Below are 24,661 nucleotides of genomic sequence, written 5' to 3'. Positions count from 1 at the left end.
GATCCATCGTGAGCGGGAAGGGCTCCAGGCCTTGACCACGGGCCGGCCCGGCCGAATTCTCCGGCGCCGCTCAAGGGGGAACGCCATGCTGCGTTGGGGTGCGATCGTCTTCGGAAGCTTGGCCTTGGCCGGCGCGGCCCAGGCCGCCGACGGGCCGAAGGTCAAGGTCGAGAGCGGGACGCTGGTCGGCGCCCAGACCGACCGGGCCAGGATCTTCCGCAACGTGCCTTACGCCGCCCCGCCGGTCGGCGATCTGCGCTGGGCGCCGCCCAAGAAGCCGGCGGCCTGGAGCGGCGAGCGCGACGCGACCGTCAACGGCCCCTCATGCCCGCAGAAGATGAACGCCGACGGCACGCCCAACGAGGGCAGCGCCAACGGAGCCACCAGCGAGGACTGTCTGCAGCTCAACGTCTTCGCGCCACTGGAGGCCAAGAAGGCGCCGGTTATGGTCTGGCTGCACGGCGGCGGTCATAAGACCGGGGCCGGCTGGATCTATGACGGCCAGAACTTCGCCCGCGACGGGGTGGTGCTGGTGGCGATCAACTACCGGCTCGGTCCGCTCGGCTACTTCGCCCATCCCGCGCTCGGCAAGGCGCAGGGCGGCAACTACGGCCTGATGGACCAGGTCGCGGCCCTGCAATGGGTCAAGCGCAACATCGCCGCCTTCGGGGGCGATCCGAGCAATGTGATGATCTTCGGCGAAAGCGCCGGCGGCGCCAGCACCCTGGCCCTGCTCGCCGCGCCCGCCGCCAAGGGACTGTTCAACAAGGCGGCGGTGCAGTCGGGCGGGGGCTGGAGTCCGCCCGAGACCTTGGCCCAGAAGCAGGACGAGGGTGCGGCCCTGGCCGGCAAGTTCGGCGCGCGCGACCTGGCGCAGCTGCGCGCGCTGCCGGCGCAGACCTTGGCCGACGAGGGCGCCGGCGTCGACTACGGTCCGTTCGTCGACGGACGCCTGCTGAAGGAGACCCCGGCCCAGGCCTTCGCCGCCGGCCGCGAGGCCGACGTACCGCTGATCATCGGGGCCAACTCCGGCGAGGATTCGCTGCTGGGCCGCCGCCTGCCGGATGCCGCGGCGATGGCGGCGGCGATCCCGGCGTCGGTGAAGACGGCCTATCCCGACGACGCGGCGAAGGGCGACGAGGCCCTGGTCCGCGCCGCGTTCGGCGACCGTTACATGGTCGGGCCGGCGCGCTGGCTGGCGGGTCAGGCGGCCGGCGGCAAGCCGGCCTGGCTCTACCATTTCTCCTATGTCGGCTCGCGCTTCCGGCCGATGGGCGTGACCACCGCCGCCCACGCCGCCGAGATTCAGTACGTCTTCGAGTACTGGGGCCGGCGCACGCCGCTGAGCATGGTGGCGGCCGACGACCGGGCCATGGCCGACCTGATGCACGGCTGCTGGGTCGCCTTCGCCAAGACAGGCGCGCCGACGTGCGCCATCACCTGGCCGGCCTATGACCGCGAGCGTGACGAGCTGGTCGAGTTCGGGGCGACGAGCGGGGTGCAGGCGAGGTTCCGCAAGCGCCAGCTCGACGCTCAGGAAGAGGCCGCCCTGCCAAGCCTCGCTTTGCCGGAGAACTGAATCGCCAAGCTCGGCGTTCTGAGACTCTGGCCGCAGGGGAGTCTTCGAACATGGCCGCGCGTCCGACATGGCAGGGCTATCTGCGCCTGTCGCTGGTGAGCTGCCCGGTGGCGCTCTACACGGCGACCTCGCGCAGCGCCGACGTCTCCTTCAACATGCTGCACAAGGAGACCCACAACCGCATCCGCATGATCCCCACCGACCCCGAAACCGGGCCGGTCGACCGGGCTGACATCGTCAAGGGCTACGAGGTCGAGAAGGGCCGCTACGTCGTCGTCACCGACGACGAGATCAAGAACGTGCGGCTGGAGACCACTCGCACGATCGACATCGAACGCTTCGTCGATGCGGCTGAGATCGATCGGCTCTACTGGAACGATCCCTACTTCCTGACCCCCGACGGCGACATGGCGGCCGAGGCGTTCGGAGTGATCCGCGAGGCGATGGAGGGGGCCGGCAAGCTGGCCCTGGCCCGGGTGGTCATGCACCAGCGCGAGCGGCTGATGGCGCTGGAGCCGCGCGACCAGGGGATCGTCGCCTACAGCCTGCGCAACAACAAGGAAGTGAAGGATCCAGCCGAGTTCTTCGATCGCATCCCCGACGTGAAGGCCGATCCGAAGATGGTCGCCATCGCTGAGAAGATCATCGAGCAGCTGGAAGGGGCGTTCGACCCCAGCGAGTTCAATGACCGCTACGAGGACGCCCTGCGCAAGCTGATCGCCGACAAGGAAGCCCATCACGGCGTCGTCTCGAAGGTCGAGGAGCCGAAGGAGGCCGAGGTCGTCGACCTGATGGAGGCCCTGCGTCGCAGCCTCGGGGAGGCCGGGCCGCGCCGCAAGACCGAGACCCGCGGGACCCCCAAGAAGAGCGCCCCGCGCAAGACGCCCGCCCGCAAGCGGGCGTCCTGACTTCGCCTACTGGAACATCCCCACGATGACCGAGGCGATGATGCCGGTCGCCGCGGCGGTCAGCACCACGTCGTTGTCGACGCGGGTGTAGTAGTAGCCGCGCGGCGGCGGGGGCAGGCGGTAGTAGTTGTAGTTGGTGATCCGGTAGCGGTCGGCGCGATAGGCCGGCGGCAGGCGATCGCCGCGGTTCCAATGGCGATACTGGTAGCCGTGCGGCTGGTGATAGGCGGCGGCGCGATACTTGCGCTCGGCCTTGCGAACGTCGCGGTCGTACTTGCGCTCGGCCTTGTCCATGCGCTTGTCGTAGTGGCGCTCGGCGTGGTCGCGGCGATCATCGCCGCGGTACGGCTGCGCCGAGGCGACGCCTGCGCTGGCCAGGACCGACAGGGCGACGGCGGCGGTCAGAAACTTTCTCATAAGCTCTCTCCTATCGAACTGAGAGCCATCCTGGGGGAGCGAGCTTGAGCCTTACCTGAACCGTACTGTTCGGCTGCGGTTCATCTTGACGGCGAAGCTGTGGCCGATGTTTCAGCCCAGACGCTTGATTGCAGTCTCGAGCGGCCGTTCGCCGTCGGCGTAGTCGGCCCAGGCGTTGGTCTTGGCCAGCAGCGCCGGCGCGGTGCGGATCGTGTAGCGCCGCGGATCGAGCCCGGCGCGCACTTGGCTCCAGGTCAGCGGGAACGACACCGTCGCCCCGTCGCGGGCTCGCGGCGACAGCGGCGCGACCGCCGTCGAAAGCCGGTCGTTGCGCAGATAGTCGAGGAAGATCCGGCCCTGGCGGACTTTCTTGGCCATGTTGGCCACATAGAGCTCGGGCTCGTCGGCCGCCATCTGCTCGCACAGCTTCTTGGCGAAGGCCTTGGCCGTCGGCCAGTCCAGCTCGCCCTTCGGCGGAGCGAGCGGGGTGACCACATGCAGGCCCTTGCCGCCGGTGGTCTTGCAGAAGGCGATGAGGCCGAGGTCCTCCAGCCGGTCGCGGACGTCGCGGGCGGCGGCGACCACGGTGTCGAAGTCGACGTCGGGGCCGGGGTCGAGGTCGAAGATCAGCCGGCCTGGGGTCTCCGGCGCGTGCGGCCGGCAATTCCACGGGTGGTACTCGGCCGCGCCGATCTGGGCGAGGGCGGCCAACGCCTCGATGCGGTCGACCTGCAGGTAGGCGGCGTGATCGCCGAACACCTCGACCTGCGAGAGCAGCGGCGAGGCGCCCTTGCCGGCGTGGCGCTGAAAGAACTGCTCGCCGCCCAGGCCGTCGGGAATGCGGATGATAGAGCAGGGGCGTCCCTCGATGTGCGGCATCATCCACGCGCCGACCGCTTCCAGATACTGCGCGAGATCGAGCTTGGTGACCGGCGCGTCACTGTCGGCGGAGTTCGGCCAGAGCGCCTTGTCGGGGCTGGAGATGGTCACGCCCATCACGCTCGGATCGCCCATGCGTTTCCTCGGCGGCGGTTGATCGGGTTTGGGCGGAGCGGCCGTCTCGGTCTCGACCTCGCCGGCCGGCTTGTCCTCGCGCAGGCCTTTGAACGCGCCTTGCCGAACCGCGCCGCTGTCGGTGTAGCCGGCGAACTCGATCTCGGCGACCAGCTCGGGCCGCGCCCAGTTGATGTCGCCTTCCTTACGTGGGGCGCCGGGACCGGAGAACGGGCTCTTGGCCGCGGCCACAGCTTCCAACCGGGGCAGCAGGCGGCTGATCACAGCGCTGCTGAAGCCGGTTCCGACCCGGCCCGCATAGACCAGCGCGCCGTCCTGATACCGCCCGACCAGCAGCGAGCGCAGGCGGCCCTTCTCGCCGGTCCAACCGCCGATCACCACCTCGTCTCCCGGCCGCAGTTTGGCCTTGCTCCAGGTGTCGCTGCGGCCCGAACGGTAGGGCGCAGTCAGCCGCTTGGAGACGATCCCCTCCAGCTCCAGCCGCTGCGCCGAGCGCCAGACCGCTTCGCCGGACGCATCGAAGTGCTCGACATAGCGGATGGCGTCGCCCCGCCCGTCGAGCAACGCCTTGAGCCGCGCCTTGCGCTCGCCAAGCGGCAGCTCGCGCAGGTCCTCGCCGGCCTCGAACAGCAAGTCGAAGGCGTAGTAGGTCAACTCGTCGCTGCGCCCGTCGGAGAGCGCCGCCTGCAGCGCCGTGAAGCTCGGCTGGCCCTTGTCGTCCTGAGCGACCGCTTCGCCGTCGAGGATGCAGTCCGGGAGGTCGGCGGCGGTGTCGGCGATCGCCTGAAAGCGCTCGGTCCAGTCCAGGCCCTTGCGGGTTCGCAGTCGGGCGACGCCGCTGGCGACGCGCAGCTGCATGCGATAGCCGTCGAACTTCACTTCATGGGCCCAGCCTGAGCCGTTCGGCGGCTTGTCCTGCGAGCGGCAGAGCTGCGGTTCGATGAAGTCCGGCATCGTCGCAGTCTTGGTCTTCGCCGAGCGCGCCGCCGGCTTGGCTGCGGGCGTAGACGGGGGCGCGGCGGACGCGGCGCCGCGCGGCTTGCTCTGCCAGACGTCGTCGGCGCGGCCCTGGCGGGCGGTCATGAACGGGCTCGGCGCCCTGCCTTTGCCGGCGGTGATCTGCGCCATTTCCCGGCCCGAGGCCACCGAGGTGTCGTTGTCGGTCAGCAGGGCGTCGTCGTCGCCCTCGCGGGCGAACTGGTCGCGATGCTTGATCAGCAGCCAGTTGTTGCGTTCGCCGCCGTTGCGGTCACGCTTCATCCGGACCAGCACGAAGCCGCCGTGCAGCCGCTCGCCCTCGAGCACGATCTTCAGGTCGCCCTTTTCCAGGCCGCTATGGGCGTCGGTCCCCGGCTCGGGCGCCCAGAAGCCGCGGTCCCACAGCATCACGGTCCCGCCGCCGTATTGTCCCTTGGGAATGGCGCCTTCGAAATCGCCGTAATCGAGCGGGTGGTCCTCGACCTCGACCGCCAGCCTACGTTCGTGGGGGTCGAGGGAGGGCCCCTTGGTCACCGCCCAGGATTTGAAGACCCCGTCCAGCTCCAGTCGGAAGTCGTAATGCAGCCGCGTCGCCGCGTGCTTCTGGATCACGTATCGCAGGTGCGTCGCCGGCTTCACCTTCGCCCGGCCGCTCGGCTCCGCCGTCTGGCTGAAGTCCCTCATGGACTGATAGCGGGCGAGCTTGTTCGCCATAGAAGGGTCCCTCGGCCGTCCGGGCGCGGTCAGCCTCGCGCGTGGCGGCGAGCGCGTTCACGAACGCGTCGCGCCAGGCGGTGACGTCTTCCCGCTGGACGTTGTCGAAGAGAGCGCGCCAACGCTCGATTCGCTCCATCAGGTCCATGGACAGCGCCCGGTGCAGGGCTTCGGCGATCTCCTCGGGGCTGTTCGGATTGACGATCAGCGCGCTCTTCAGCTGGTTGGCGGCGCCGGCGAACCGCGAAAGGATCAGCACCCCGGGGTCGGCCGGATCCTGGGCGGCGACGAACTCCTTGGCCACCAGGTTCATGCCGTCGCGCAGCGGCGTCACGAGCGCGACCTTGGCGGCGCGGTAGATGCCGGCCAGCTCGTCGCGGCGATAGTTGCGGTTCACGTAACGGACCGGGTTCCAGTCGATATCGGCGTACTCGCCGTTGATGCGTCCCGACAGCGCGTCCAGCCGCGCGCGAATCTCGCGATAGGCTTCGACGCCTTCCCGGCTGATCGGCGCGATCTGCAGGAACAGCACCTCACGGCGCAGCTCCGGATGGGTGGCCAGCAGCCGTTCAAAGCCGAAGAACCGTTCCTCCACCCCCTTGGAGTAGTCGAGCCGGTCCACGCCGATGACCATCTTCCGGAAGGCGGTGTGGGCGGCCATGACGTCGTGGGTGCGGCGTGCAATGGCGCTCTGGCTCAGCTCGGCGAAGTCCTGCGCGTCGATTCCGATCGGGAACGCCCCGGCCCGCAGCGTCCGGCCAAAGGCCCGCAGTTGGCCTTCGCCGGTGACCACGCCGCGGGCTTCGTTGAGCACGTACTCCTCGAAAGCCTGGCGGTATTCGGGGGTCTGGAATCCGACGAGGTCGTAGGCGAACAGCGCCTCGACCAGCTGGCGGTGCCGCGGCAGGGTGATCAGCAGCTGATGCGCCGGCCAGGGGATGTGCAGGAAGAAGCCGATCCGGTTCTTGATCCCCAGCGCCCGCAGTTCGCGGGCCAGCGGGATCAGGTGGTAGTCGTGCACCCAGATCAGGTCGTCGGCCTCGATCAGCGGCGCCAGGGTCTCGGCGAAGCGGCGGTTGACCCGCTGATAGCCCTCGTCGAACGAGCGGTCGTAGGCAGTCAGGTCCTGGCGGTAGTGGAACAGCGGCCAGAGGGTCTTGTTGGCGTAACCGTTGTAGTACTCGTTGAGGTCGGCCTCCTCGAGGTCGACCGTGGCGACGGTCACGCCCTCGACGCGCTGGAGGTTGAGCTGGCCGGTGAATTCCGGCGCGGTCTTGCCGCTCCAGCCGAACCACAGACCGGAGTACTCGCGCAGCGCCGCGGCCAGGGCCATGGCCAGCCCGCCGACCGTCTCTTCGCCCTTGCCGGCCGGCGGGGTGACGCGGTTGGAGACGACGATCAGGCGGCTCACGTCGCGCCCTCCAGCCAGGACAGAGCTTCCTCGACTCCGTCCATGCGGTAGATGGCGGTGGTGCGGCGCTGGGGCCCGATCAGCACGCCGTAGCCGCCCATCTGGCGGACCGCGAAGAACCCGTGCTCGTCGGTCAGGTCGTCGCCCAGGAAGATCGGCTGCGCGCCGGTGAACGGGGCCTCGGTCATGTAGGCGCGGATGGCGTCGCCCTTGCTGGCGCCGGGGGTGCGCAGCTCAACGACCATGTCGCCAGGCTGCAGTGTCAGGCCGGTGATCGTCGCCAGCCGTTCGGCCAGATCGACGGCTTCCTGGCCGCGATCGGGCGCCAGCCGATAGTGCAGGGTAAGGCTGAGGGACTTGTCCTCGATCAGCAGCCGCGGGTCGCCGGCGGCGAAGTCCTTCAGGGTGGCGCGGGCCGAGGCCAGGCCCGGATGGGGCGGCGCTTCGCCAACCACGCCGCGGGCGTCGCGGCGGACCAGGCCGTGGATCGCCGCCGCGCAGATCACGCGGCCTTCGAGAATGCGGTCGATGTCGTCCAGCGAACGGCCGCTGACCACGGCCAGCCGGCCCTTCATGCGGTTCGCCAGACGGCTCAGCAGATCGTTGCGACGCCGGTCGGGGCCGACGTCTTCGGGCCGCTGGGCGATCGGCGCCAGCGTGCCGTCAAGGTCCAGGAACAGGGCTGCGCCTTCCAGGGCGAGCCGGGTTGGGGGCCGATCCAGGCCGATGCTCAGTTCGTCGATACTCATACGCACCTTTGCCCCGCAGCCGAACGACAAACGTCCGACGGGGCGGTTCGATCCGGCGCCGCCACGATGCAAATCATCCGCCGGAGGGGAGGAGGGCGGTCAGAAGGGCTTGACGTCGCACGTGCGAACGACGCTATGCGCACACGAAGACGTTTTCTCGCGAAAAGGTGACATCAGATGGCCGAGCAGCCCCTCGCCGACATGATCGTGCTCTTCGGCGGTACAGGCGATCTCGCCCAGAAAATGCTCTTCCCGTCGCTCTATAATCTGGATGCGGACGGTTTCCTGCCCGAGGGCTTCGGCATCATCGCCACCGCGCGCGCCGAGTTGGCCCGCGAGGACTTTGTCGCTCAGATCAAGGAGGCCGTCTCGGCCCGGGTCGGCGGCGGCGGGCTGGACCCGAAGATCTGGGAGCGCTTTGAACGGCGCCTGCAGTATGTCGGCGCCGACGCCACCACGCCGGCCGGCGCGGCGCAGCTCAAGGCGGCGCTCGGCGGCGCCAAGACCCCGATCTACTATCTGGCCCTGTCGCCCAGCATCTACGGTCGCGTCTGCGCGGCCCTGGCCGGCGCCGGCATGGCCGGGCCCGGCACCCGCATCGTGCTGGAAAAACCGATCGGTCGCGATCTGGAGAGCTCGAAGGTCATCAACGGCGCGGTCGCCGCGGTCTTCCCCGAGGAGAGCATCTTCCGGATCGACCACTACCTGGGCAAGGAGACGGTGCAGAACCTGCTGGCGCTGCGCTTCGCCAACACCCTGTTCGAGCCGCTGTGGAACAACCTGACCATCGACCACGTGCAGATCACCGTGGCCGAGACCGAGGGCGTCGGCGACCGCTGGCCCTATTACGACGAGTACGGCGCGCTGCGGGACATGGTGCAAAACCACATGCTGCAGCTGCTCTGCCTGGTGGCCATGGAGCCGCCCTCGGACATGGAGCCCGACAGCGTTCGCAACGAGAAGGTCAAGGTGCTGCGCTCGCTGCGTCCGGTCACCCGCGCCGACGTCCAGACCGTCAGCGTCCGCGGCCAGTACACGCCGGGCGTCGTCGGCGGCGGGGCCGCTTCCGGCTACGAGGCCGAGCGCGGCCAGCCGACCGGCACCGAGACCTTCGTGGCGCTGCGCGCCGACATCGACAACTGGCGCTGGGCGGGCGTGCCGTTCTTCCTGCGCACCGGCAAGCGGCTGCCCGAGCGGCGCACGCAGATCGCCATCCAGTTCAAGCCCGTGCCGCACTCGATCTTCGAAGGCGCGGCCAAGGCCGACCTGGCCGCCAACCGCCTGGTCATCGACCTGCAGCCCGACGAGGACATCGAGCTGCTGCTGATGAACAAGGCCCCGGGGCTGTCGGAACGCGGCATGCGCTTGCAGTCGCTGCCGCTGTCGCTCTCGCTGGCAAAGGCCTATTCTGGCCCCAACTCGCGCCGCCGCATCGCCTATGAACGGCTGATTCTCGACGTCATCCAGAACAACAGCACGCTGTTCGTCCGTCGTGACGAGGTCGAGCGCGCCTGGGAGTGGATCGACGGCGTCGCCGACGCCTGGCGGGAGTCCTCGATGGCGCCCAAGCCCTACGCCGCGGGCAGCTGGGGACCGGCCGGCGCCTTCGCCCTGATCGAGCGTTCAGGCCGGGCCTGGTACGACTAATCCAGGTCGATCTTGAAGCTGCGGCGTACGCCGGTTTCGCAGTCGGTCAGCTCGACCTCGCCCTCGTGGACGAGGTCGGCGAACTCGAGCGCCGCATCCTCGAAGCTGGCGCCGACGATCTCGTAGGTCGCCCCGCTCGCGGCGCGGGCTTCATAGCGGTGCAGGGTCTCTGTCGCATGGAACATGGGGCCGCCCTTTCAGCGTGTCCCCATAGGGAATCCATGATTCGCCAAAAGGATTCATCGGACAGATGACCACGGGCGCGAGAGCATGGTGGCGCAGTTGATCAGCCCGACCAGCGAGTAGGTCTGCGGGTAGTTGCCCCAGAGCTCGGCGCCGTCGAAGGCGATGTCTTCCGACAGCAGACCGGCGGCGGTGCGGCGCTCCAGCATCTCCTCGAACAGTTGTCGCGCTTCGTCCGAGCGGCCGGACAGATGCAGCGCCTCGATGAGCCAGAAGGTGCAGAAATTGAACGCCGTCTTGGGCTCGCCGAAGTCGTCGGGAATGGCGTAGCGCAGCATGTAGGGGCCGCGTCGCAGCCCCTTCTCGACCGCCGCGATGGTCGCGGCCATGCGCGGGTCGTCGGGGCTGACGAAGCGCACGTCGACCAGTTGCAGCAGGCTGGCGTCCAGTTCCTCGCCCTCGAAGGTCGCGGCGAAGCGGCCGAGCTTGGGGTTCCAGGCGCGGGTCTCGATGGCGGCCCGAACCTGGGCGGCGCGTGCGTTCCAGAAGTCGGCGCGATCGGTCAGCCCGAGCTTGTCGGCGGCGTTGCCCAGCCGGTCGCAGGCGGCCCAGCACATCACCGCCGAATAGGTGTGGATGCTCTCGCGGCCGCGGAACTCCCAGAGGCTGGCGTCCGGCTTGTCGTGCATCTCGAACGCGCGCTCGCCGACCCGTTCGAGGGCGCGGAAGTCCTCGACGGTCGCCGGCCGCAGCAGCCGTTCGTCGAAGAAGGCCTGTACGGTCGACAGTACGATTTGTCCGTACACGTCGTGTTGCAGGTGCTCGTGCGCCTGATTGCCGATCCGCACCGGCCCCATGCCGCGATAGCCGGGCAGGTGCGGCGCGAAGTGCTCGGTCAGGGCGGGCTCCATGCCGACGCCGTAGAGCGGTTGGACGTGGCCGCCGCGGGTGCGGTCGATCAGGTTGCGCAGATAGCCAAGATAGTTCTCCAGCATGTCGGCCGCGCCGAGGCGGTTCAGGGCCTGGACCACATAGTAGGCGTCGCGCAGCCAGCAGTAGCGGTAGTCCCAGTTGCGGCCGCTCTCGGCGTGCTCAGGGATCGAGGTGGTCAGCGCCGCGACGATGGCTCCGGTCTCCTCGTGGGCGCAGAGCTTTAGGGTGATGGCCGAGCGGATCACCGCCTCCTGCCATTCCAGCGGCACGGCTAGGTTCCGCACCCAGCCGCGCCAGTAGGCGGTGGTTTCGCCCAGCATGCGCTCGCAGGTGGCGCCGAGGTCGGCGTCGAAGCCCTCGTCGGGGCCCAGGAACATCGCTACCGGCTGCTCCAGCCGAAACAGCCGCTCTGCGGTGATATGCGAGATCGGGGCGTCGGTGGTCAGCCGCAGGGTGGTTTCGCCGCCGACGAACCGAATGTGGTTGGAGCCGGTGGTGCGTTCAGCCGGGCGTTCGCCCCAGTTGACCATCGGCCGGGCGCGGATGCGGATTTTCGGGGTGCCGACGATCGGCCGCACCAGGCGGATAATGGCGAGGGGCCGATAAATCCTGCCGAATTGCCGATAGCGGGGGCAGAAGTCGATGACCTGGATCATCGCCCCGTCGGCGTCGGTGATCTCGGTCGATAGCACCGGGGTGTTGCGCAGGTAACTCTGGGCGACGTGCGTCTGGTTCTCAACCTGGATGTCCCAAAACCCGTGCGCATCGGGGTTTGCGTCGGGGTCATCGCCCAGCAGGGCGCAGAACATGGGATCTCCGTCGACGCGGGGCGCGCACGCCCAGGCCAGTCGTCCGGCGCGGTCGATGAGGCCGCTGGCCGCGCAGTTGCCGATCGGGAAGAGGTCGAGTGACTGGGTCATTCGTCAGGAATTCGCGAAGCGCCTCCAGGTTCTCGCCGATTGTGCCGACCGGCCGTTTTCGAATCGACCCCGATCGGGGAAAGACTCCCTTCCCCCGCGGGTTGGGCCATAGTGCGACCCACCCGATCGGCTGATGGAGGCCAGATGATCCGCGCCCGCCGCGCCCGCATTGTTGCGACCCTCGGTCCGGCCAGCCGCGAGGCCGGCAAGGTCGTCCAGTTGGCGCTCGCCGGCGCAGACGTGTTCCGTGTGAACTTCAGCCATGGGACCCACGAGGACCATGCGCGGACCATCGCCAACGTCCGCGCCGCCGAGGCGGCGGCGGGCCGGCCGCTGGCGGTGCTGGCCGACCTGCAGGGCCCGAAGATCCGGCTGGGCGAGTTCGCCGACCGCAGCGTGCGGCTGACGGTCGGCCAGGATTTCCGGCTCGACGTTTCCGAGGAGCCGGGCGACGCCAGCCGCGTGGGGGTGCCGCTCGCCGAGGTGTTCAGCGTGCTGCGGCCGGGCTCGGACATCCTGCTCGACGACGGCAAGGTGCGGCTGCGCGTGCGCCACAACGGCCCCGGCTTCGCCGAGACCGAGGTGCTTTCGGGCGACACCTTGTCGAACCACAAGGGTTTGAACTTGCCGGGCCACGCCATTCCGGTTCCGGCCCTGACCGCCAAGGATCGCGAGGACCTGGCCTTCGCCCTGCAGCAGAGCGTCGACTGGGTGGCGCTCAGCTTCGTGCAGCGCGCCTCGGACATGGCCGAGCTGCGCCAGATCGTGCAGGGCCGCGCCGCGGTGCTGGCCAAGATCGAAAAGCCGGCGGCGATCGAGGCGCTCGACGAGATCCTCGACCTTTGCGACGGGGTGATGGTCGCGCGCGGGGACCTGGGGGTGGAGCTGAACCCCGAAGACGTGCCGGTGGTGCAGAAGTCGCTGGTCCGCGCCGCGCGCACGCGCGGCATCCCGGTGATCGTCGCCACCCAGATGCTGGAATCGATGATCCATGCGCCGAGCCCGACGCGGGCCGAGGCCTCCGACGTCGCCGGGGCGGTCTATGAGGGCGCCGACGCGGTGATGCTGTCGGCCGAGACGGCGGCGGGCGAGTATCCGCTAGAGGCGGTGACGATCATGAACCGCATCCTGACCCGGGTGGAGCAGGATCCGCGCTGGCCCGAGCTGATGCGCGCCGAGTACCCGGTCGAGGACGCCGACGCCGATGCGCTGGTCGCCGCCGCCAGCCGCGCGGCCGAAACCGCCTCGACCGCCTGCATCGCCGCGTTTACGACCACCGGCCGCACGGCCTTGCGGTTGGCCCGCGAGCGGCCGCTGCAGCCGATCCTGGCGCTGACTCCGAACCTGCACGCCGCGCGCAAGCTGGCGCTGGTCTGGGGCGTGGAGCCGCGGGTGGTGCCGCAGGTCGGCGACGCGGAGGAACTGGCCAAGCTGGCGGTCGAACAGGCGATGCTCACCGAGCTCGCCCAGCCCAATCAGCGGGTGATCATCCTGGCTGGCCTGCCGATGGGCTCGCCCGGGGCGGCCAACATCCTGCGTATCGCCCATGCGCCGCGGCGCTGAGCGGTCTCGGCGCTATGCGGCCGAGACGTTGGGCGACTCGGCCTTGGCGCTGGCCAGGTAGCTCCGCAGGGCGGCGGCGAGGTCGAAGAGCAGGATCTCGAACTTGGCCTCGTCGGCTTCCAGCAGCGTAAAGCGGAAGCCCTGGAGGTCGGAGTTGAAGCCGGTCGACAGCGGCACCACGCAGATGCCCGTGCCGGCCAGCAGGTGCAGCACGAACCGTTGGTCCAGCGCCGCGCTGAGATGCGGGGCGATGATCGCCGCGGCGACGTCCGACGCCGGCAGCGACTGCTCGATGTTCAGCGCGCCATGCCGGAACACCGCCGTCATGTAGAAGGCGCCGCGAGCCGGATGGATGGTGAGTTCGGGGATCGCCGACAGCACCTCGACGGCGCGCTTGGCGCGGCGGTCATAGGCGCTGACCCGCTGTTCCAGGTACGGATAGTAACGGGCGTCGCCCATCACCTTGGGCAGCACGCGCTGGGGCAGGGTGGTGGCGCAGACCTCGAGCATCTTGGTCTCAAGCAGCGAGCGCGCGAAGCGGTCGAAATCGGCGTCCTGGTCGCGGTTGTAGACCTCGATCCAGCCGCAGCGGGCGCCTGGCCATGGGAATTCCTTGGAGATGCCGCGCATGGCGATGGCCGGCACCTGGCCGATCACCGAGGCCAGCTTGTGCATGCCCGAGCCGGCATAGGCGAGGTTCGAGTAGATCTCGTCGGAGATCAGGAACAGGCCGTAGCGACAGGCGATGTCGACGATCGCGGCCAGGGTTTCCTGCGGATAGACGAAGCCGGTCGGGTTGTCGGGATTGATGATCAGGATGGCGGCGATCTGCGGGTTCGCGGCCACCTTGGACTCAAGATCCGCCAGGTCCGGCTTCCAGCCGTTTTGCGGGTCCAGGCGATAGGTGATGTGCGGGGCGCCGGCATGGGCGGCCTCGGCCGACGAATGGGTCGGATAGGCCGGGTTCGGGCCGATCACCCGCGCGGTCGGATGCAGGGCGCCATAGATCGTCGAGATGGCGTCGCCCAGGCCGTTGAAAAACAGGATGTCCTCAGCGGTGATCTGGATGCCGCCTTCCAGGTTCCGCTCGTTGGCGATGTAGGCGCGGGTCTCGTCCAGGCCCCGGGTCGGGGAATAGGCGAAGCTCAGGTCGTCGGCGGCCACTTCGCCGACGATCTGCTTGATCCAGGCCGGCGGGTTCTCGCCCTTGGCCACCGGGTCGCCGATGTTTTCCCAGCGGATCGGCTGGCCTGCGGCGGCGATGGCCTTGGCGACCTCCACGATCTGGCGGATTTCGTAGCGGAGGTTGTCGGCCCCAGGGTGGACAATGGCGGTGCGCAAGGCGGTCTGCTCGATTGAACTAAGCTCGGTCGGTTCTGATCCTAGATTGCGAAGGTGAACGCAAGCTGCGGATCACCGCACCGTGTACGGACGGCGGCCCGCCAAACCTGGCCGTCCTGCGTTCAGTTCGTGCGAATCTTCCAGCCGGCCGCTTTCGGGACCCAGATGACCGGCTGGTCCATGGCCGGCTGGCGGACGCCGTCGACGCGGGCCTGCCCGATAGACGCGCCGTCGGGCGTGGTGGTGATCGACGTGCAAATCTCCTTGCCGAAGAGCGGCTGCATCGCCTTCGCCAACTCCTGGCGGAGGGCGGCGGTCTGTTCGGGCGTCGCCGGGGCGTCCGCTACGGTGAAGGTGCTGGCGGCGAGATGGGCGGGCTGCATCGCGCCGCAGATCGCGCCGTCCTTGACCTGTACCGGCGCCACCGTGGTCATGATGATGCGCGGGTCGGGCGTAATCAGCACGATCGCCTCGTTGAGCACGCCGCCGTCTGGACTGCGGTGGTAGGCGCCGATGCTGACGCATTCGCGCCGCGTGGCGTCGGGGCCATAGCATTGCACCTGATCGGACCGGGCCGGGGCGAGCGGATCACCGCCGCCAGCGGCGGCGGCTTGGAGTAGGGCGATGGACAGGAGGATCATGAACCAAGCCTAGAGGGCGGGACGTCGGCGTTCCAGCGCTCTAACGCACCCTGACCTGGATGCCCGTGCGGCTGCGGCCCTGGACGTCGATGCGGCGGCCGGTGCGTTCGAACAAGAGGTCGACCCATTCCTCGCCGATCCGCAGGCCGCCGATCTCCATCCGATCGATGCCGATCGGCAGGCGCGGCTCGCTGACCCGGATCTCGCGGTTCCAGCCGTCGACCGACAGGCCGAGGACCGACTGCAGCATCATGAAGATCGAGCCGGCGGCCCAGGCCTGGGGCAGGCAGGCGACCGGGTAGGCGACCGGCGGCTCGCCGGCCATGCGCGGAAAGCCGCAGAACAGCTCCGGCAGCCGCATCTCGAAGGTGTTGGCGGTCTCGAACAGGCCCGAGGTCAGGTTCACCACCGCTTCGCGTTCGCCGTACTGGGCTAGGCCCATGGCGCAGACCGCGGTGTCGTGCGGCCAGACCGAGCCGTTGTGATAGCTCATCGGATTGTAGCGCGGCTCGCCGGTGGCGAGGGTGCGGATGCCCCAGCCGCTGTCGAAGTCGGCGGACATCAATCGTTCGGCCACCTTGCGGCCCCGGGCGGGGCTGGGCAGGCCGGAGAACAGCAGGTGGCCGGGGTTGCTGCTTAGCACGCGACACAGCTCACCCTGGCCATCGACGGCGATGCCGTAGAACTGGTGGTCCTCCATCCAGAACCGGCGCTCGACGGCTTCGCGGATCTGCTCGGCGCGCGCGGCCCAGCGGGCGGCGTGGTCCTGGTCGCCGCGGTGGTGGGCGAGCCGGGCCATGGCGCGGTAGGCGGCGAACGCGTAGCCCTGCACCTCGACCAGCGCGATGGGGCCGTCCGGGAAGCGGCCGTCGGCGTGGAAGACGCTGTCCTCGCTATCCTTCCAGCCCTGGTTGGCCAGGCCCGAATCCTTGCCGCGCTTGTAGTCGATCAGGCCGTCGCCGTCGGAATCGCCGAACTGCTCGATCCAGCGGATCGCCGCGGTCAGAGCCGGCCAGAGGTCGTCGATCAGCACCAGGTCGCGGGTGCGCTCGGCATAGGCCCCGGCGAGGGCCACGAACAGCGGCGTGGTGTCGACCCCGCCGTAGTAACGGGCGAACGGCACCTCGCCCATGGCCGGCATCTCGCCCTTGCGGGTCTCGTGCATGATCTTGCCGGGGGCGGAATCGCGGAAGGCCGAGACCTCCTCGGCCTGATGCGCCGCCAGATAGGTCAGCACACCGCGCGCCAGCGACGGCTCGAACCACAGGATCTGCCAGGCGGTGATGATGGCGTCGCGGCCGAAGGCGGTCGAGAACCAAGGGATGCCGGCATAGGGGTAGGGGCCGGTCTCCATGCGGGTGGTTAGCAGCGCCAGGTCGGCGCGCGACTTCTCCAGCCATTCGTTGAACAGCCGGCCCGAGCTCTTGATCCGCGCGCCGTGGCGGCGGCGGGCCCGCATGTCCCAGCGGGCGCGGGCGGCGGCGTAGCGGAAGCGGTGGCGGTCGGGGGGCGGGGCGCTGCAGGCGCCGATCTCCAGATAGAGCTCCAGCCGGCCCTCGGGCTGCAGCGAGTACATGTAGTCGGCGCGCTGGCCGCTGATCCGGGCCGGCGGGTCGGAGAAGCTGATCAGGCTGGTGCGCTCGACCCCGTCCAGGCCGTCGTAGCGGAACCGTACGCTGCGGCCGTCCGCTATCGGCGGGTGCAATCGGCCGCGCTTTTCGCGGTGCATGCCGCGAACCTCGAACATGTCGCGGAAGTCGGCGCCGAACTCGATCGAGAGCGGGATGAGCACCACGTCACGGCTGTAGTTGACGCAAGAGATCCGCTCGTAGAGCCGCTCCTCCCACAGGAAGCGCTTGCGCTCGACGTGCAGCACGCCGGGCGGGCCGACCGGTCCGCCGGGATAGGGCAGGGCCTGGTTGGCGCCGTGCGAGGTGAAGAAGACGTTGTCCTGGGCGATCGCCGCCGACAGCAGCGAAGGCGGGCGTCCGCCCAGCAGCAGACGGAAGTGCGACAGGATGCGAGTGTCGTTGTGGAACAGGCCGTCGCCCGCGCCGATGATGTCGCCGAAGGCGTCGGCCACCACGAAGGTGTCCTTGTCCTTGAGGGCGAAGAGGCGGTGGGGAACCCGCGGTTCGCCCGTATCACCCGTTTCGACCGGCGCGTCCGGAGCCGGCGCGAGATCGTCCATGAGCCCTACCTTAGGCGTTCGCCGCGAGCGCGACGCCGCGTTCGGGGCGGGCGCCCACCAGGCCGGCGTAAAGGTCGAGATAGCGCCTGGCCATGGCGACGCTCGAGAAACGCTCGTCGAATCTGCGCCGCACGCTGCGCCGGTTCAAGTTCGGGATCCTGCTGATGGCGTCGATCGCCTCGTTCTCGCTCGCGACGATGAAGCCGGTCAGCCCATCCTCGATCACTTCGGGCACCGAGCCGCAGCCATAGGCGATCACCGGCGTGCCGCAGGCCATGGCCTCGATCATCACCAGCCCGAAGGGCTCGGGCCAGTCGATCGGGAACAGCAGCGCCCGGGCCCCGCCCAGGAAGTCCGATTTCTCGTCGTCGCCGATCTCGCCGACGAATTCGACCAGCTTCTGGCCGATCAGCAGCGGCTCGATCTTGTCTTGGAAGTAGCGCAAGTCGGCCTGATCGACCTTGGCGGCGATCTTCAGCGGCAGGCCGGCGCGCTTGGCCAGGGCGATCGCCCGGTCAGGGCGCTTCTCCGGCGAGATGCGGCCGAGAAAGGCCAGGTAGTCGCCCGGTCCGAAGCTCGGCCGGAAGAGATCGGCCTGCATGCCGTGGTGGACGGTGCCGGCCCAATTGCCGAAGGCCAGCGGCTTGCGCTGCGAATCCGAGATCGAAACCAGCGGAAACTGCTGCCAGCGCCAGTAGACGCCGGGCAGGTCCTTCAGGTCGAGCCGCCCGTGCAGGGTCGTCAGGGTCTTGTCGGCCACGTCCTCGAAGAACGGGAAGTGAATCATGTCGGTATGGAAGTGGATGATGTCGAACTCGTCGGCGCGGCGGCGCACGTCCCAGAGCATCGACATGTGGGCGGCCAGGTCCGATTTCAGCTGCACGGGATCGAGCCGGATCGCCTGATCGCGGACCTTGACCAGCTGGGCCTTGGTCTGAGCCTCGGCGCTGGCGAACAGGGTCACCTGGTGGCCGAGGTCGACCAGGGCGTCGGTCAGATGCGACACGACCCGCTCGGTTCCACCGTAGAAGCGGGGCGGTACGGCCTCATAAAGCGGTGGAACTTGAGCGATCCTCATCACGCGGGACTCCCGGCTGTCGGCAGGCGGCAGGCGTCTGGACGCGCCATGCGGCCGCAGGGGAAGTTCGCAACCGACCGGTCTGGTTCCGAATCAGCCGGCGCTTTTCCGCCCCTAGGGGGTGAAACGGTGGCGCGTTCGTCGCGGTGCTGCGTTATGGGCGAGACATGATCGAGACCTTTGCAACCGCGGCCGAGCTGGCCGCCGCCGCCGCCGCCGCCACGACTCAGGCGCTGGTCCAGGCCCTGGCCGAACGCGGCGCCGCCAGCCTGGTCGGCACGGGCGGGCGCTCGCCGGCGCCGGTCTACGACTTGTTGGCCCAGGCGGAGCTGGACTGGGCCAAGGTCGCCGTGACGCTGTCCGACGACCGGTTCGTCTCAGTGGAGTCGCCTGACTCCAACGAGCGCCTGCTGCGCGAGCGGCTGCTGACCGCCGCGGCCGCGGCGGCGCGCTTCGTGCCGATCAGCACGGCCGCCGACAGCGTCGAGGCCGCCGCCGACAAGGTGGAGGCTGACGTGCGCGCGCTGGCGCCCTATGACGTCATGCTTCTGGGGATGGGTGAGGACGGCCACGTCGCTTCGTTGATCCCCGGATCGCCTGTGCTGGATCTGGGCATGGATCCGCACGGAACGCGTTTCTGCCTGGGAGTACCCGCCGGGGTCGGCTCGCCGCCGATCGCGCGGGTGACCATGACCATGCCGGCTCTCCTGCAAGCCCGCCTGATCCTGGTGCTGATCTCCGGGGCGAAGAAGCGCGACATCGTGGAGAAGGGGAACGGTCTGCCCGTGCACGCGCTGCTCGAACAGGCTAAAGCGCCCGTGCGCGTTCTCTGGACCCCTTGAGAGAGTTGGAGCCAGTCATGCCTGTCGCATTGCATCCCGTCACCGCCGCCGTCACCGCTCGCATCGTCGAGCGGAGCCGAAAATCCCGCGCGGACTATCTGAAACGGATCGAGGCGGCGCAGCATGACGGCCCCGGCCGGGCTAAGCTGTCCTGCGCCAACTGGGCCCACGCCTTCGCCGCCGAGTCCGACGGCGTGAAGCAGCGGATGCGCAATCCGACCGCGCCGAACATCGCCATCGTCTCGGCCTACAACGACATGCTCAGCGCCCACCAGCCGCTGGAGCGCTTCCCGGCGATCATCAAGGCGGCGGCGCAGGAAGTCGGCGGCACCGCCCAGTACGCCGGCGGGGTGCCGGCCATGTGCGACGGCGTCACGCAAGGGCGGCCGGGCATGGAGCTGTCGCTGTTCTCGCGCGACGTCATCGCCATGGCGACCGGCGTGGCGCTGACTCACGACGCCTTCGACGGCGCCCTGATGCTGGGGGTCTGCGACAAGATCGTGCCGGGCCTGGTGATCGGGGCGCTGGCCTTCGGCCACCTACCGACCATCTTCGTGCCGGCCGGGCCGATGTCCTCGGGGCTGTCGAACGCCGAGAAGGCCCGCGTGCGCGGCCTGTTCGCCGAGGGCAAGGCGACCCGCGACGAGCTGCTGGACAGCGAGATGAAGTCCTATCACGGGCCGGGCACCTGCACCTTCTACGGCACCGCAAACTCCAACCAGATGATGATGGAGATGATGGGCCTGCACCTGCCGGGCTCGGCCTTCATCCATCCGAACACGCCGCTGCGCGACGCGCTGGTCGCCGCGGCGCCCAAGCGGGCGATCGAGATCGGCCACGGGACTAACGCCTATACGCCGATGGCCGCGGTGGTGGACGAGAAGGCGATCGTCAACGCCATCGCCGGGCTGCTGGCGACCGGCGGCTCGACCAACCACACCTTGCATATCGTGGCGATGGCGCGGGCGGCGGGCATCGTTATCGACTGGTCGGACTTCGACGAGCTTTCCAAGGTCACGCCGCTGCTGGCGCGGGTCTATCCGAACGGCAGCGAGGACGTGAACGCCTTCCACGCCGCCGGCGGCATGGCCTTTGTCGTGCGCGAGCTGCTGGACGCCGGCCTGGCGCATGAGGACGTCGTCACCGTCGCCGGCCAGGGTCTGCGGCACTATCAGACCGAGCCGTTCCTGGAGGACGGCAAGCTGGTCTGGCGCGAGGGCGCCCGGGAGAGCCTGAACCGCGACATCCTGCGGCCGGCCTCCGACCCGTTCCAGCCCGAGGGCGGCATGCGGCTGCTGACCGGACCGCTGGGCCGGGCGGTGATCAAGACCTCGGCGGTCAAGGACGAGAACCTGGTGGTCGAGGCCCCGGCGATCGTCTTCGAGGACCAGGAGGACCTGCTGGAGGCGCACAAGCGCGGCGAGCTGAACCGCGACTTCATCGCCGTGGTGCGGTTCCAGGGGCCGACCGCCAACGGCATGCCCGAGCTGCACAGCCTGACCCCCGTGCTGGGCGTGCTGCAGGACAAGGGCTTCAAGGTGGCGCTGGTCACCGACGGGCGGATGAGCGGCGCGTCGGGTAAGGTGCCGGCGGCCATCCACGTCAGCCCCGAGGCGGCTCACGGCGGCCCGTTGTCGCAGGTCCGCGAGGGCGACGTGATCCGGCTGGACGCCCATGCCGGGACGTTGGAGATCAAGCTCGACCCGGCCCAGTTCGCGGCGCGGGAGAAGTTGAGCGTCGCTCAGCCCGGGTTCGGCTATGGCCGTGAGCTGTTCGGCTGGATGCGCCGGGCGGCCGCGCCGGCCGAGCAGGGCGGCGGCGCGCTTTTCGGAGACGTTGCGTGAAGACTATCTATACCGGCCTGGTCGGGGACATCGGCGGCACCAACGCGCGCCTGGCCGTGGTCGATTCCACCGGCCGGATCCGCAATCCCAAGACCTATCCGGCCGCCGAGTACGGATCGCTGACCGAGGTCATCGGCGAGTACCTGGAGACCACGGTCGGCCGCCAGAAGGTGCACACCGCGGCGATCGCCGTGGCCGGCCCGGTGGTCGACGGCGAGATCGAGTTCACCAACCTCGACTGGCGGGTGTCGGAGGGCGAGCTGATCGGCACCTTCGAGTTCCACTCGGCCAAGCTGATCAATGACTTCGCGGCCCAGGCGCTGGCCGCGCCGGTGCTCGACCCCGACGACCTGAAAACCATCGGCCCGGCGATGCGCGGGGCCGAGGGCGCGCCGATCCTGGTGCTGGGCGCCGGCACCGGCTTCGGCGTCTCGATGGTGGTGCGCACCGATCGCGGCGACATCGCCGTGCCCTGCGAAGGCGGCCATGCGGGCTTTGCGCCCTATGACGGGGTCGAGGCGGCGATCTGGGCTTCGTTGCGCCGGACCTATGGGCGGGTCTCGATCGAACGGATCCTGTCTGGGCCGGGCCTGTACGCGCTCTATCGCGGCCTGGCCGACGTGCGCGGCGTTCCAGCCGAGCTGAAGGACGAGAAGGAAGTGCTGGGGGCCGGCCAGAAGGGCGGCGACCTGCTGGCCGAGGAGACCCTCGACCGCTTCTGCGAGATTCTCGGGTCGACGGCCGGCGACATCGCCCTGACCTGCGGCGCGCGCGGCGGGGTCTATGTTTCGGGCGGCATCGCCCCGCGGCTGGCCGATCGGCTGGCGGCCGGCGGCTTCCGCCGCCGGTTCGAGGACAAGGGCCGGCTGTCCGACTACACCCGCGACATCCCCACCTATCTGATCGTCCACCCCTATGCGGCGCTGGTCGGCGCCGCGCGCGTGCTGGAACAACTGGAAGGAAGCCCGCTTTGACCCTCGCCGAGACCCTCAAGCTCGCCCCGGTGGTGCCGGTCCTGATCATCGAGGACGCGGCCCAGGCCGTGCCGCTGGCCAAGGCGCTGGTGGCGGGCGGGCTCTATGCGCTGGAAGTGACCCTGCGCACGCCGGTGGCGCTGGACTGCATCCGCCGCATCGCCGGCGAGGTCGAGGGCGCGGTGGTCGGCGCAGGGACCATCACCACCGCCCAGGCGCGGCAGTCGGCGGCTGACGCCGGCGCGAAGTTCGGGGTCAGCCCGGGGCTGATCGACGGCGAGGGCGTCGACGGCGCCCTGCCGCTGCTGCCGGGGATCGCCACCGCCAGCGAGCTGATGCGCGGCATGCGCGCCGGCTTCACCCACTTCAAGCTGTTCCCGGCCAATGTGGTCGGCGGCGTGGGCGCGCTGAAGGCCTTTTCCAGCCCCTTCCCGCAGGCGAGCTTCTGCCCGACCGGCGGCATCGACGCCAAGAATGCGGCCGATTACCTGGCCCTGCCCAACGTGATCTGCGTCGGTGGCAGCTGGGTGGCGCCGGCCGACGCGGTCCGCGCCGGCGACTGGGGCAGGATCACCGAGCTGGCGAAGGCGGCGTCGGCGCTGGGGAAGTAGCGACCGCATTGCGCTGCTGCGCAGCGCTGCCCCTCACCCCAACCCTCTCCCCATAAATGGGGCGAGGGAGCCTAGGGCGCGATCCCTCTCCCCCTTGGGGAGAGGGTAGGGTGAGGGGGCTGCCGACTCAGCAAGTCCCCTGGGAAATCAGCGTCCCTTGAACACGCCCGGCCGGCGTTCCTGCACGGCGCGGACGCCCTCGGCGAAGTCCTCGGTGGCGCGCAGCAGGGTTTGCTCGGCGTGCTCGTGGGCGGTCTGGGCGCGGACGGCGGCGGCCAGATCGCCGCGCAGGGTCTTGCGGGTGGCGATCACGGCCAACGGCGCGTTCTCGGCGATCTCGGCGGCCAGGGCCTGAGCAGCCGGCAGCAGCTCGGGCAGCGGGACCAGTTCGTCGGCCAGGCCCCAGGCCAGGGCTTCGTCGCCCTTGATGCGGCGGCCGGTCAGGAACATCAGATTGGCGCGCTGCACGCCGATCAGGCGCGGCAGGGTGTGGGTCAGGCCGAAGCCCGGATGGAAGCCGAGCTTGACGAAATTGGCCGAGAACCGCGCCTCGGGCGCGACCACCCGGAAGTCGGCGACCAGCGCCAGGCCAAGGCCGGCGCCCACGGCGGCGCCTTGGACGGCGGCGATGATCGGGGTCTCGACCGCGAACAGGCGGACGGCCTGCTCGTAGAGGCTGTCGATGCCGCTCATCCCGGTGCCGCCGATGCCGGTCGGCGAGATCAGATCGGCGCCGGCGCAGAACGCCCGGCCGGCGGCGGCCAGCACCACGGCGCGGATGTTGTTGTCGCGGTCCATCGCCTCCAGCGCATCGGCGAGGTCGCGCATCAGGTCGACCGAGACGTGGTTGTTCGCCGGCCGGTCGATGACGATGGTCGCCACGTGGCCGTCGGTGGTGAGGGTCAGGTGGTCGCCATAGGCCGTCTTCATCGTCTCGATCCCATCAGGTTGCGGGCCACCACCCATTTGTGGACTTCGGTGGGGCCGTCGTAGATTCGCATGGTGCGCAGGCGGTTGGCCATCAGCTGCAGCGGCAGCTCCTTGGTCATGCCCATGGCGCCGAAGGTCTGCATCGCGCGGTCGACGACCTCCCAGGCCATCTCGGTCGCGTAGCCCTTGATCATCGAGATTTCCACCCGCACGTCGCGGCCCTGGTCCAGCTTCCAGGCGCAGTCGTAGGTCATCAGCCGCGCGGCGTGGATGCGGGTGGCGGCGTCGGCCACCCACCACTGGATCGCCTGACGTTCGCTGAGCGGCAGGCCGAAGGTCTTCCGCTGGGGGGCGTACTCGCAGATCATGTCGAGCGCCCGCTGGGCCATGCCGATCGACCACGAGGCCATCTCAATCCGCCGGGTGCCGAGCCGCAGTTGCATGGGGGCGAAGCCGTTGCCCTCCTCGCCGAGCAGTTTCCAGCCCTCGACCCGGCAGTCCTCCAGCGCCACCTCGTAGGTCGCCTGGCCGCCGATCATCGGGATCTTGCGCAGCACGTTGAAGCCGGGCGTGCCCTTGTCGACCAGGAACGCCGACATCCCGCCGCGCGCGCCCTTCTCCTTGTTCGTCACCGCCATCAGGATGGTGAAATCAGCTTCCTCGGCCCGGGTGATCCAAATTTTTCGGCCGTTGATCACCCAGTCGTCGCCGTCGCGATCGGCGCGGGTCAGCATGCCCGCGGGGTCGGCGCCGGCGCCCGGTTCGGAGATGCCGATGGCGCTGATCGTCTGACCGGCGACGTAGGGGGCGAGATAGGCCTCGCGCTGCCGCTCGTTCGCGGTCGCCGCGAGCATGCGCAGGTTCGGGCTGTCGGGCGGCAGGGTGTAGGGCGTGATGGTCTTGCCCAGCTCCTCGTTGACCCCGACCATGGCCACCGCCGGCAGGTCGACGCCGCCGACATCCTCGGGCGCGTCCAGGCCCCAGAGGCCGAGGGACTTCGAGACCTCGTCGAGCCGCGCGTTCTCGGCCGCGCCGATGCCCAGGCCCTTGCCGTCGGCCTCGCGGGCCAGCACCCCGGCCTCCAGCGGCATCAGCTCGTCCTGGACGAAGCGAGCGACCAGCTCCTTGAGCATCCTGTGTTCGTCGGAAAGCGCGAAGTCCACTAGCCCTCCCCCGCGTCAATGCGCGATGTT

The 24,661-nt window shown here is 69.4% G+C and carries 19 protein-coding genes and 1 pseudogene; 8 read left to right on the top strand and 12 right to left on the bottom strand.

What is annotated here, in order from left to right; genetic code table 11:
- Window positions 1-85: 85 nt before the first annotated feature.
- Window positions 86-1,579 carry a carboxylesterase family protein gene (locus C0481_RS11740; protein ID WP_293403870.1) on the top strand — a complete coding sequence of 498 codons (1,494 nt, stop codon included), beginning with the start codon at window positions 86-88 and terminating at the stop codon, window positions 1,577-1,579.
- Between the two features lie 50 nt (window positions 1,580-1,629).
- A complete protein-coding gene (locus C0481_RS11735) occupies window positions 1,630-2,487 on the top strand; it encodes a Ku protein (RefSeq protein ID WP_293403868.1) in 858 nt (285 codons plus the stop codon).
- Between the two features lie 6 nt (window positions 2,488-2,493).
- Here the strand turns inward: C0481_RS11735 and C0481_RS11730 are convergent, their stop codons facing one another.
- The 4 genes and pseudogenes from C0481_RS11730 to otsB all read right to left on the bottom strand — a co-directional run bounded on the left by C0481_RS11730 (window position 2,494) and on the right by otsB (window position 7,770).
- Window positions 2,494-2,904 carry an RcnB family protein gene (locus C0481_RS11730; protein ID WP_293403866.1) on the bottom strand — a complete coding sequence of 137 codons (411 nt, stop codon included), beginning with the start codon at window positions 2,902-2,904 and terminating at the stop codon, window positions 2,494-2,496.
- A 111-nt stretch (window positions 2,905-3,015) separates the two neighbouring features.
- The gene (ligD, locus tag C0481_RS11725; RefSeq protein WP_293403864.1) at window positions 3,016-5,610 is read right to left on the bottom strand and encodes a DNA ligase D; all 2,595 of its coding nucleotides are present in this window, start codon (window positions 5,608-5,610) and stop codon (window positions 3,016-3,018) included.
- Window positions 5,611-5,659: 49 nt separating this feature from the next.
- Window positions 5,660-7,021 (bottom strand): annotated as a pseudogene (gene otsA, locus C0481_RS11720) (alpha,alpha-trehalose-phosphate synthase (UDP-forming)); the annotation flags it as partial.
- Entirely contained in the window at window positions 7,018-7,770 is a 753-nt protein-coding gene (otsB, locus tag C0481_RS11715) for a trehalose-phosphatase (protein ID WP_293403862.1), read from the bottom strand. The gene otsB and the pseudogene otsA, both read right to left, overlap by 4 nt.
- A gap of 177 nt (window positions 7,771-7,947) precedes the next feature.
- Here otsB and zwf point away from each other — a divergent pair, with 177 nt between their 5' ends.
- Window positions 7,948-9,417 carry a glucose-6-phosphate dehydrogenase gene (gene zwf, locus C0481_RS11710; RefSeq protein ID WP_293403860.1) on the top strand — a complete coding sequence of 490 codons (1,470 nt, stop codon included), beginning with the start codon at window positions 7,948-7,950 and terminating at the stop codon, window positions 9,415-9,417.
- Here zwf and C0481_RS11705 read toward each other — a convergent pair.
- Together C0481_RS11705 and C0481_RS11700 are read right to left on the bottom strand one after the other, a co-directional pair.
- On the bottom strand, window positions 9,414-9,602 hold the full coding sequence (locus C0481_RS11705; protein WP_293403858.1) for a DUF5961 family protein: 189 nt from the start codon (window positions 9,600-9,602) through the stop codon (window positions 9,414-9,416). The two genes, zwf and C0481_RS11705, sit on opposite strands and share 4 nt — an antisense overlap.
- A 54-nt stretch (window positions 9,603-9,656) precedes the next feature.
- The gene (locus C0481_RS11700) at window positions 9,657-11,453 is read right to left on the bottom strand and encodes a glycoside hydrolase family 15 protein (protein ID WP_293403856.1); all 1,797 of its coding nucleotides are present in this window, start codon (window positions 11,451-11,453) and stop codon (window positions 9,657-9,659) included.
- A gap of 144 nt (window positions 11,454-11,597) precedes the next feature.
- Between C0481_RS11700 and pyk the strand changes: the two genes are divergently transcribed.
- The gene (pyk, locus tag C0481_RS11695) at window positions 11,598-13,016 is read left to right on the top strand and encodes a pyruvate kinase (protein ID WP_293403854.1); all 1,419 of its coding nucleotides are present in this window, start codon (window positions 11,598-11,600) and stop codon (window positions 13,014-13,016) included.
- A gap of 12 nt (window positions 13,017-13,028) precedes the next feature.
- On the opposite strand, the gene C0481_RS11690 is transcribed toward pyk, so the two are convergent.
- The 4 genes from C0481_RS11690 to C0481_RS11675 form a co-directional block, all read right to left on the bottom strand.
- Window positions 13,029-14,357: a pyridoxal phosphate-dependent aminotransferase gene (locus C0481_RS11690; protein WP_293403852.1), complete on the bottom strand. Its 1,329-nt coding sequence runs from the start codon at window positions 14,355-14,357 to the stop codon at window positions 13,029-13,031.
- Between the two features lie 122 nt (window positions 14,358-14,479).
- Entirely contained in the window at window positions 14,480-14,998 is a 519-nt protein-coding gene (locus C0481_RS11685; protein ID WP_293403850.1) for a hypothetical protein, read from the bottom strand.
- A 40-nt stretch (window positions 14,999-15,038) separates the two neighbouring features.
- On the bottom strand, window positions 15,039-17,189 hold the full coding sequence (locus C0481_RS11680; RefSeq protein WP_293403848.1) for an amylo-alpha-1,6-glucosidase: 2,151 nt from the start codon (window positions 17,187-17,189) through the stop codon (window positions 15,039-15,041).
- 10 nt (window positions 17,190-17,199) lie between these two features.
- Window positions 17,200-18,267, bottom strand: a complete 1,068-nt coding sequence (locus C0481_RS11675) for a glycosyltransferase family 4 protein (RefSeq protein WP_293403846.1) — start codon at window positions 18,265-18,267, stop codon at window positions 17,200-17,202.
- Between the two features lie 167 nt (window positions 18,268-18,434).
- Between C0481_RS11675 and pgl the strand changes: the two genes are divergently transcribed.
- The 4 genes from pgl to eda are packed head-to-tail and all read left to right on the top strand — an operon-like array spanning window position 18,435 to window position 22,538.
- Window positions 18,435-19,109: a 6-phosphogluconolactonase gene (gene pgl, locus C0481_RS11670; RefSeq protein WP_293403844.1), complete on the top strand. Its 675-nt coding sequence runs from the start codon at window positions 18,435-18,437 to the stop codon at window positions 19,107-19,109.
- A gap of 17 nt (window positions 19,110-19,126) precedes the next feature.
- Window positions 19,127-20,953: a phosphogluconate dehydratase gene (gene edd, locus C0481_RS11665; protein ID WP_293403842.1), complete on the top strand. Its 1,827-nt coding sequence runs from the start codon at window positions 19,127-19,129 to the stop codon at window positions 20,951-20,953.
- A complete protein-coding gene (glk, locus tag C0481_RS11660; protein WP_293403840.1) occupies window positions 20,950-21,927 on the top strand; it encodes a glucokinase in 978 nt (325 codons plus the stop codon). The genes edd and glk overlap by 4 nt, the downstream gene beginning before the upstream one ends.
- Window positions 21,924-22,538, top strand: coding sequence for a bifunctional 4-hydroxy-2-oxoglutarate aldolase/2-dehydro-3-deoxy-phosphogluconate aldolase (gene eda / locus C0481_RS11655; protein ID WP_293403838.1), 615 nt, complete (start codon window positions 21,924-21,926; stop codon window positions 22,536-22,538). The genes glk and eda overlap by 4 nt, the downstream gene beginning before the upstream one ends.
- Window positions 22,539-22,685: 147 nt before the next feature.
- Here eda and C0481_RS11650 read toward each other — a convergent pair whose 3' ends face one another.
- Both C0481_RS11650 and C0481_RS11645 read right to left on the bottom strand, forming a co-directional pair.
- Window positions 22,686-23,468, bottom strand: a complete 783-nt coding sequence (locus C0481_RS11650; RefSeq protein WP_293403836.1) for an enoyl-CoA hydratase/isomerase family protein — start codon at window positions 23,466-23,468, stop codon at window positions 22,686-22,688.
- Window positions 23,465-24,631, bottom strand: a complete 1,167-nt coding sequence (locus C0481_RS11645) for an acyl-CoA dehydrogenase family protein (RefSeq protein WP_293403834.1) — start codon at window positions 24,629-24,631, stop codon at window positions 23,465-23,467. The genes C0481_RS11650 and C0481_RS11645 overlap by 4 nt, the downstream gene beginning before the upstream one ends.
- Window positions 24,632-24,661: the final 30 nt, after the last annotated feature.

It is taken from the genome of Phenylobacterium sp., assembly GCF_013822795.1.
Classification (GTDB): domain Bacteria; phylum Pseudomonadota; class Alphaproteobacteria; order Caulobacterales; family Caulobacteraceae; genus Phenylobacterium.
The sequence above is the reverse complement of the archived record's forward strand: the minus strand, read 5'-3'. Positions and strand labels throughout refer to the sequence as shown.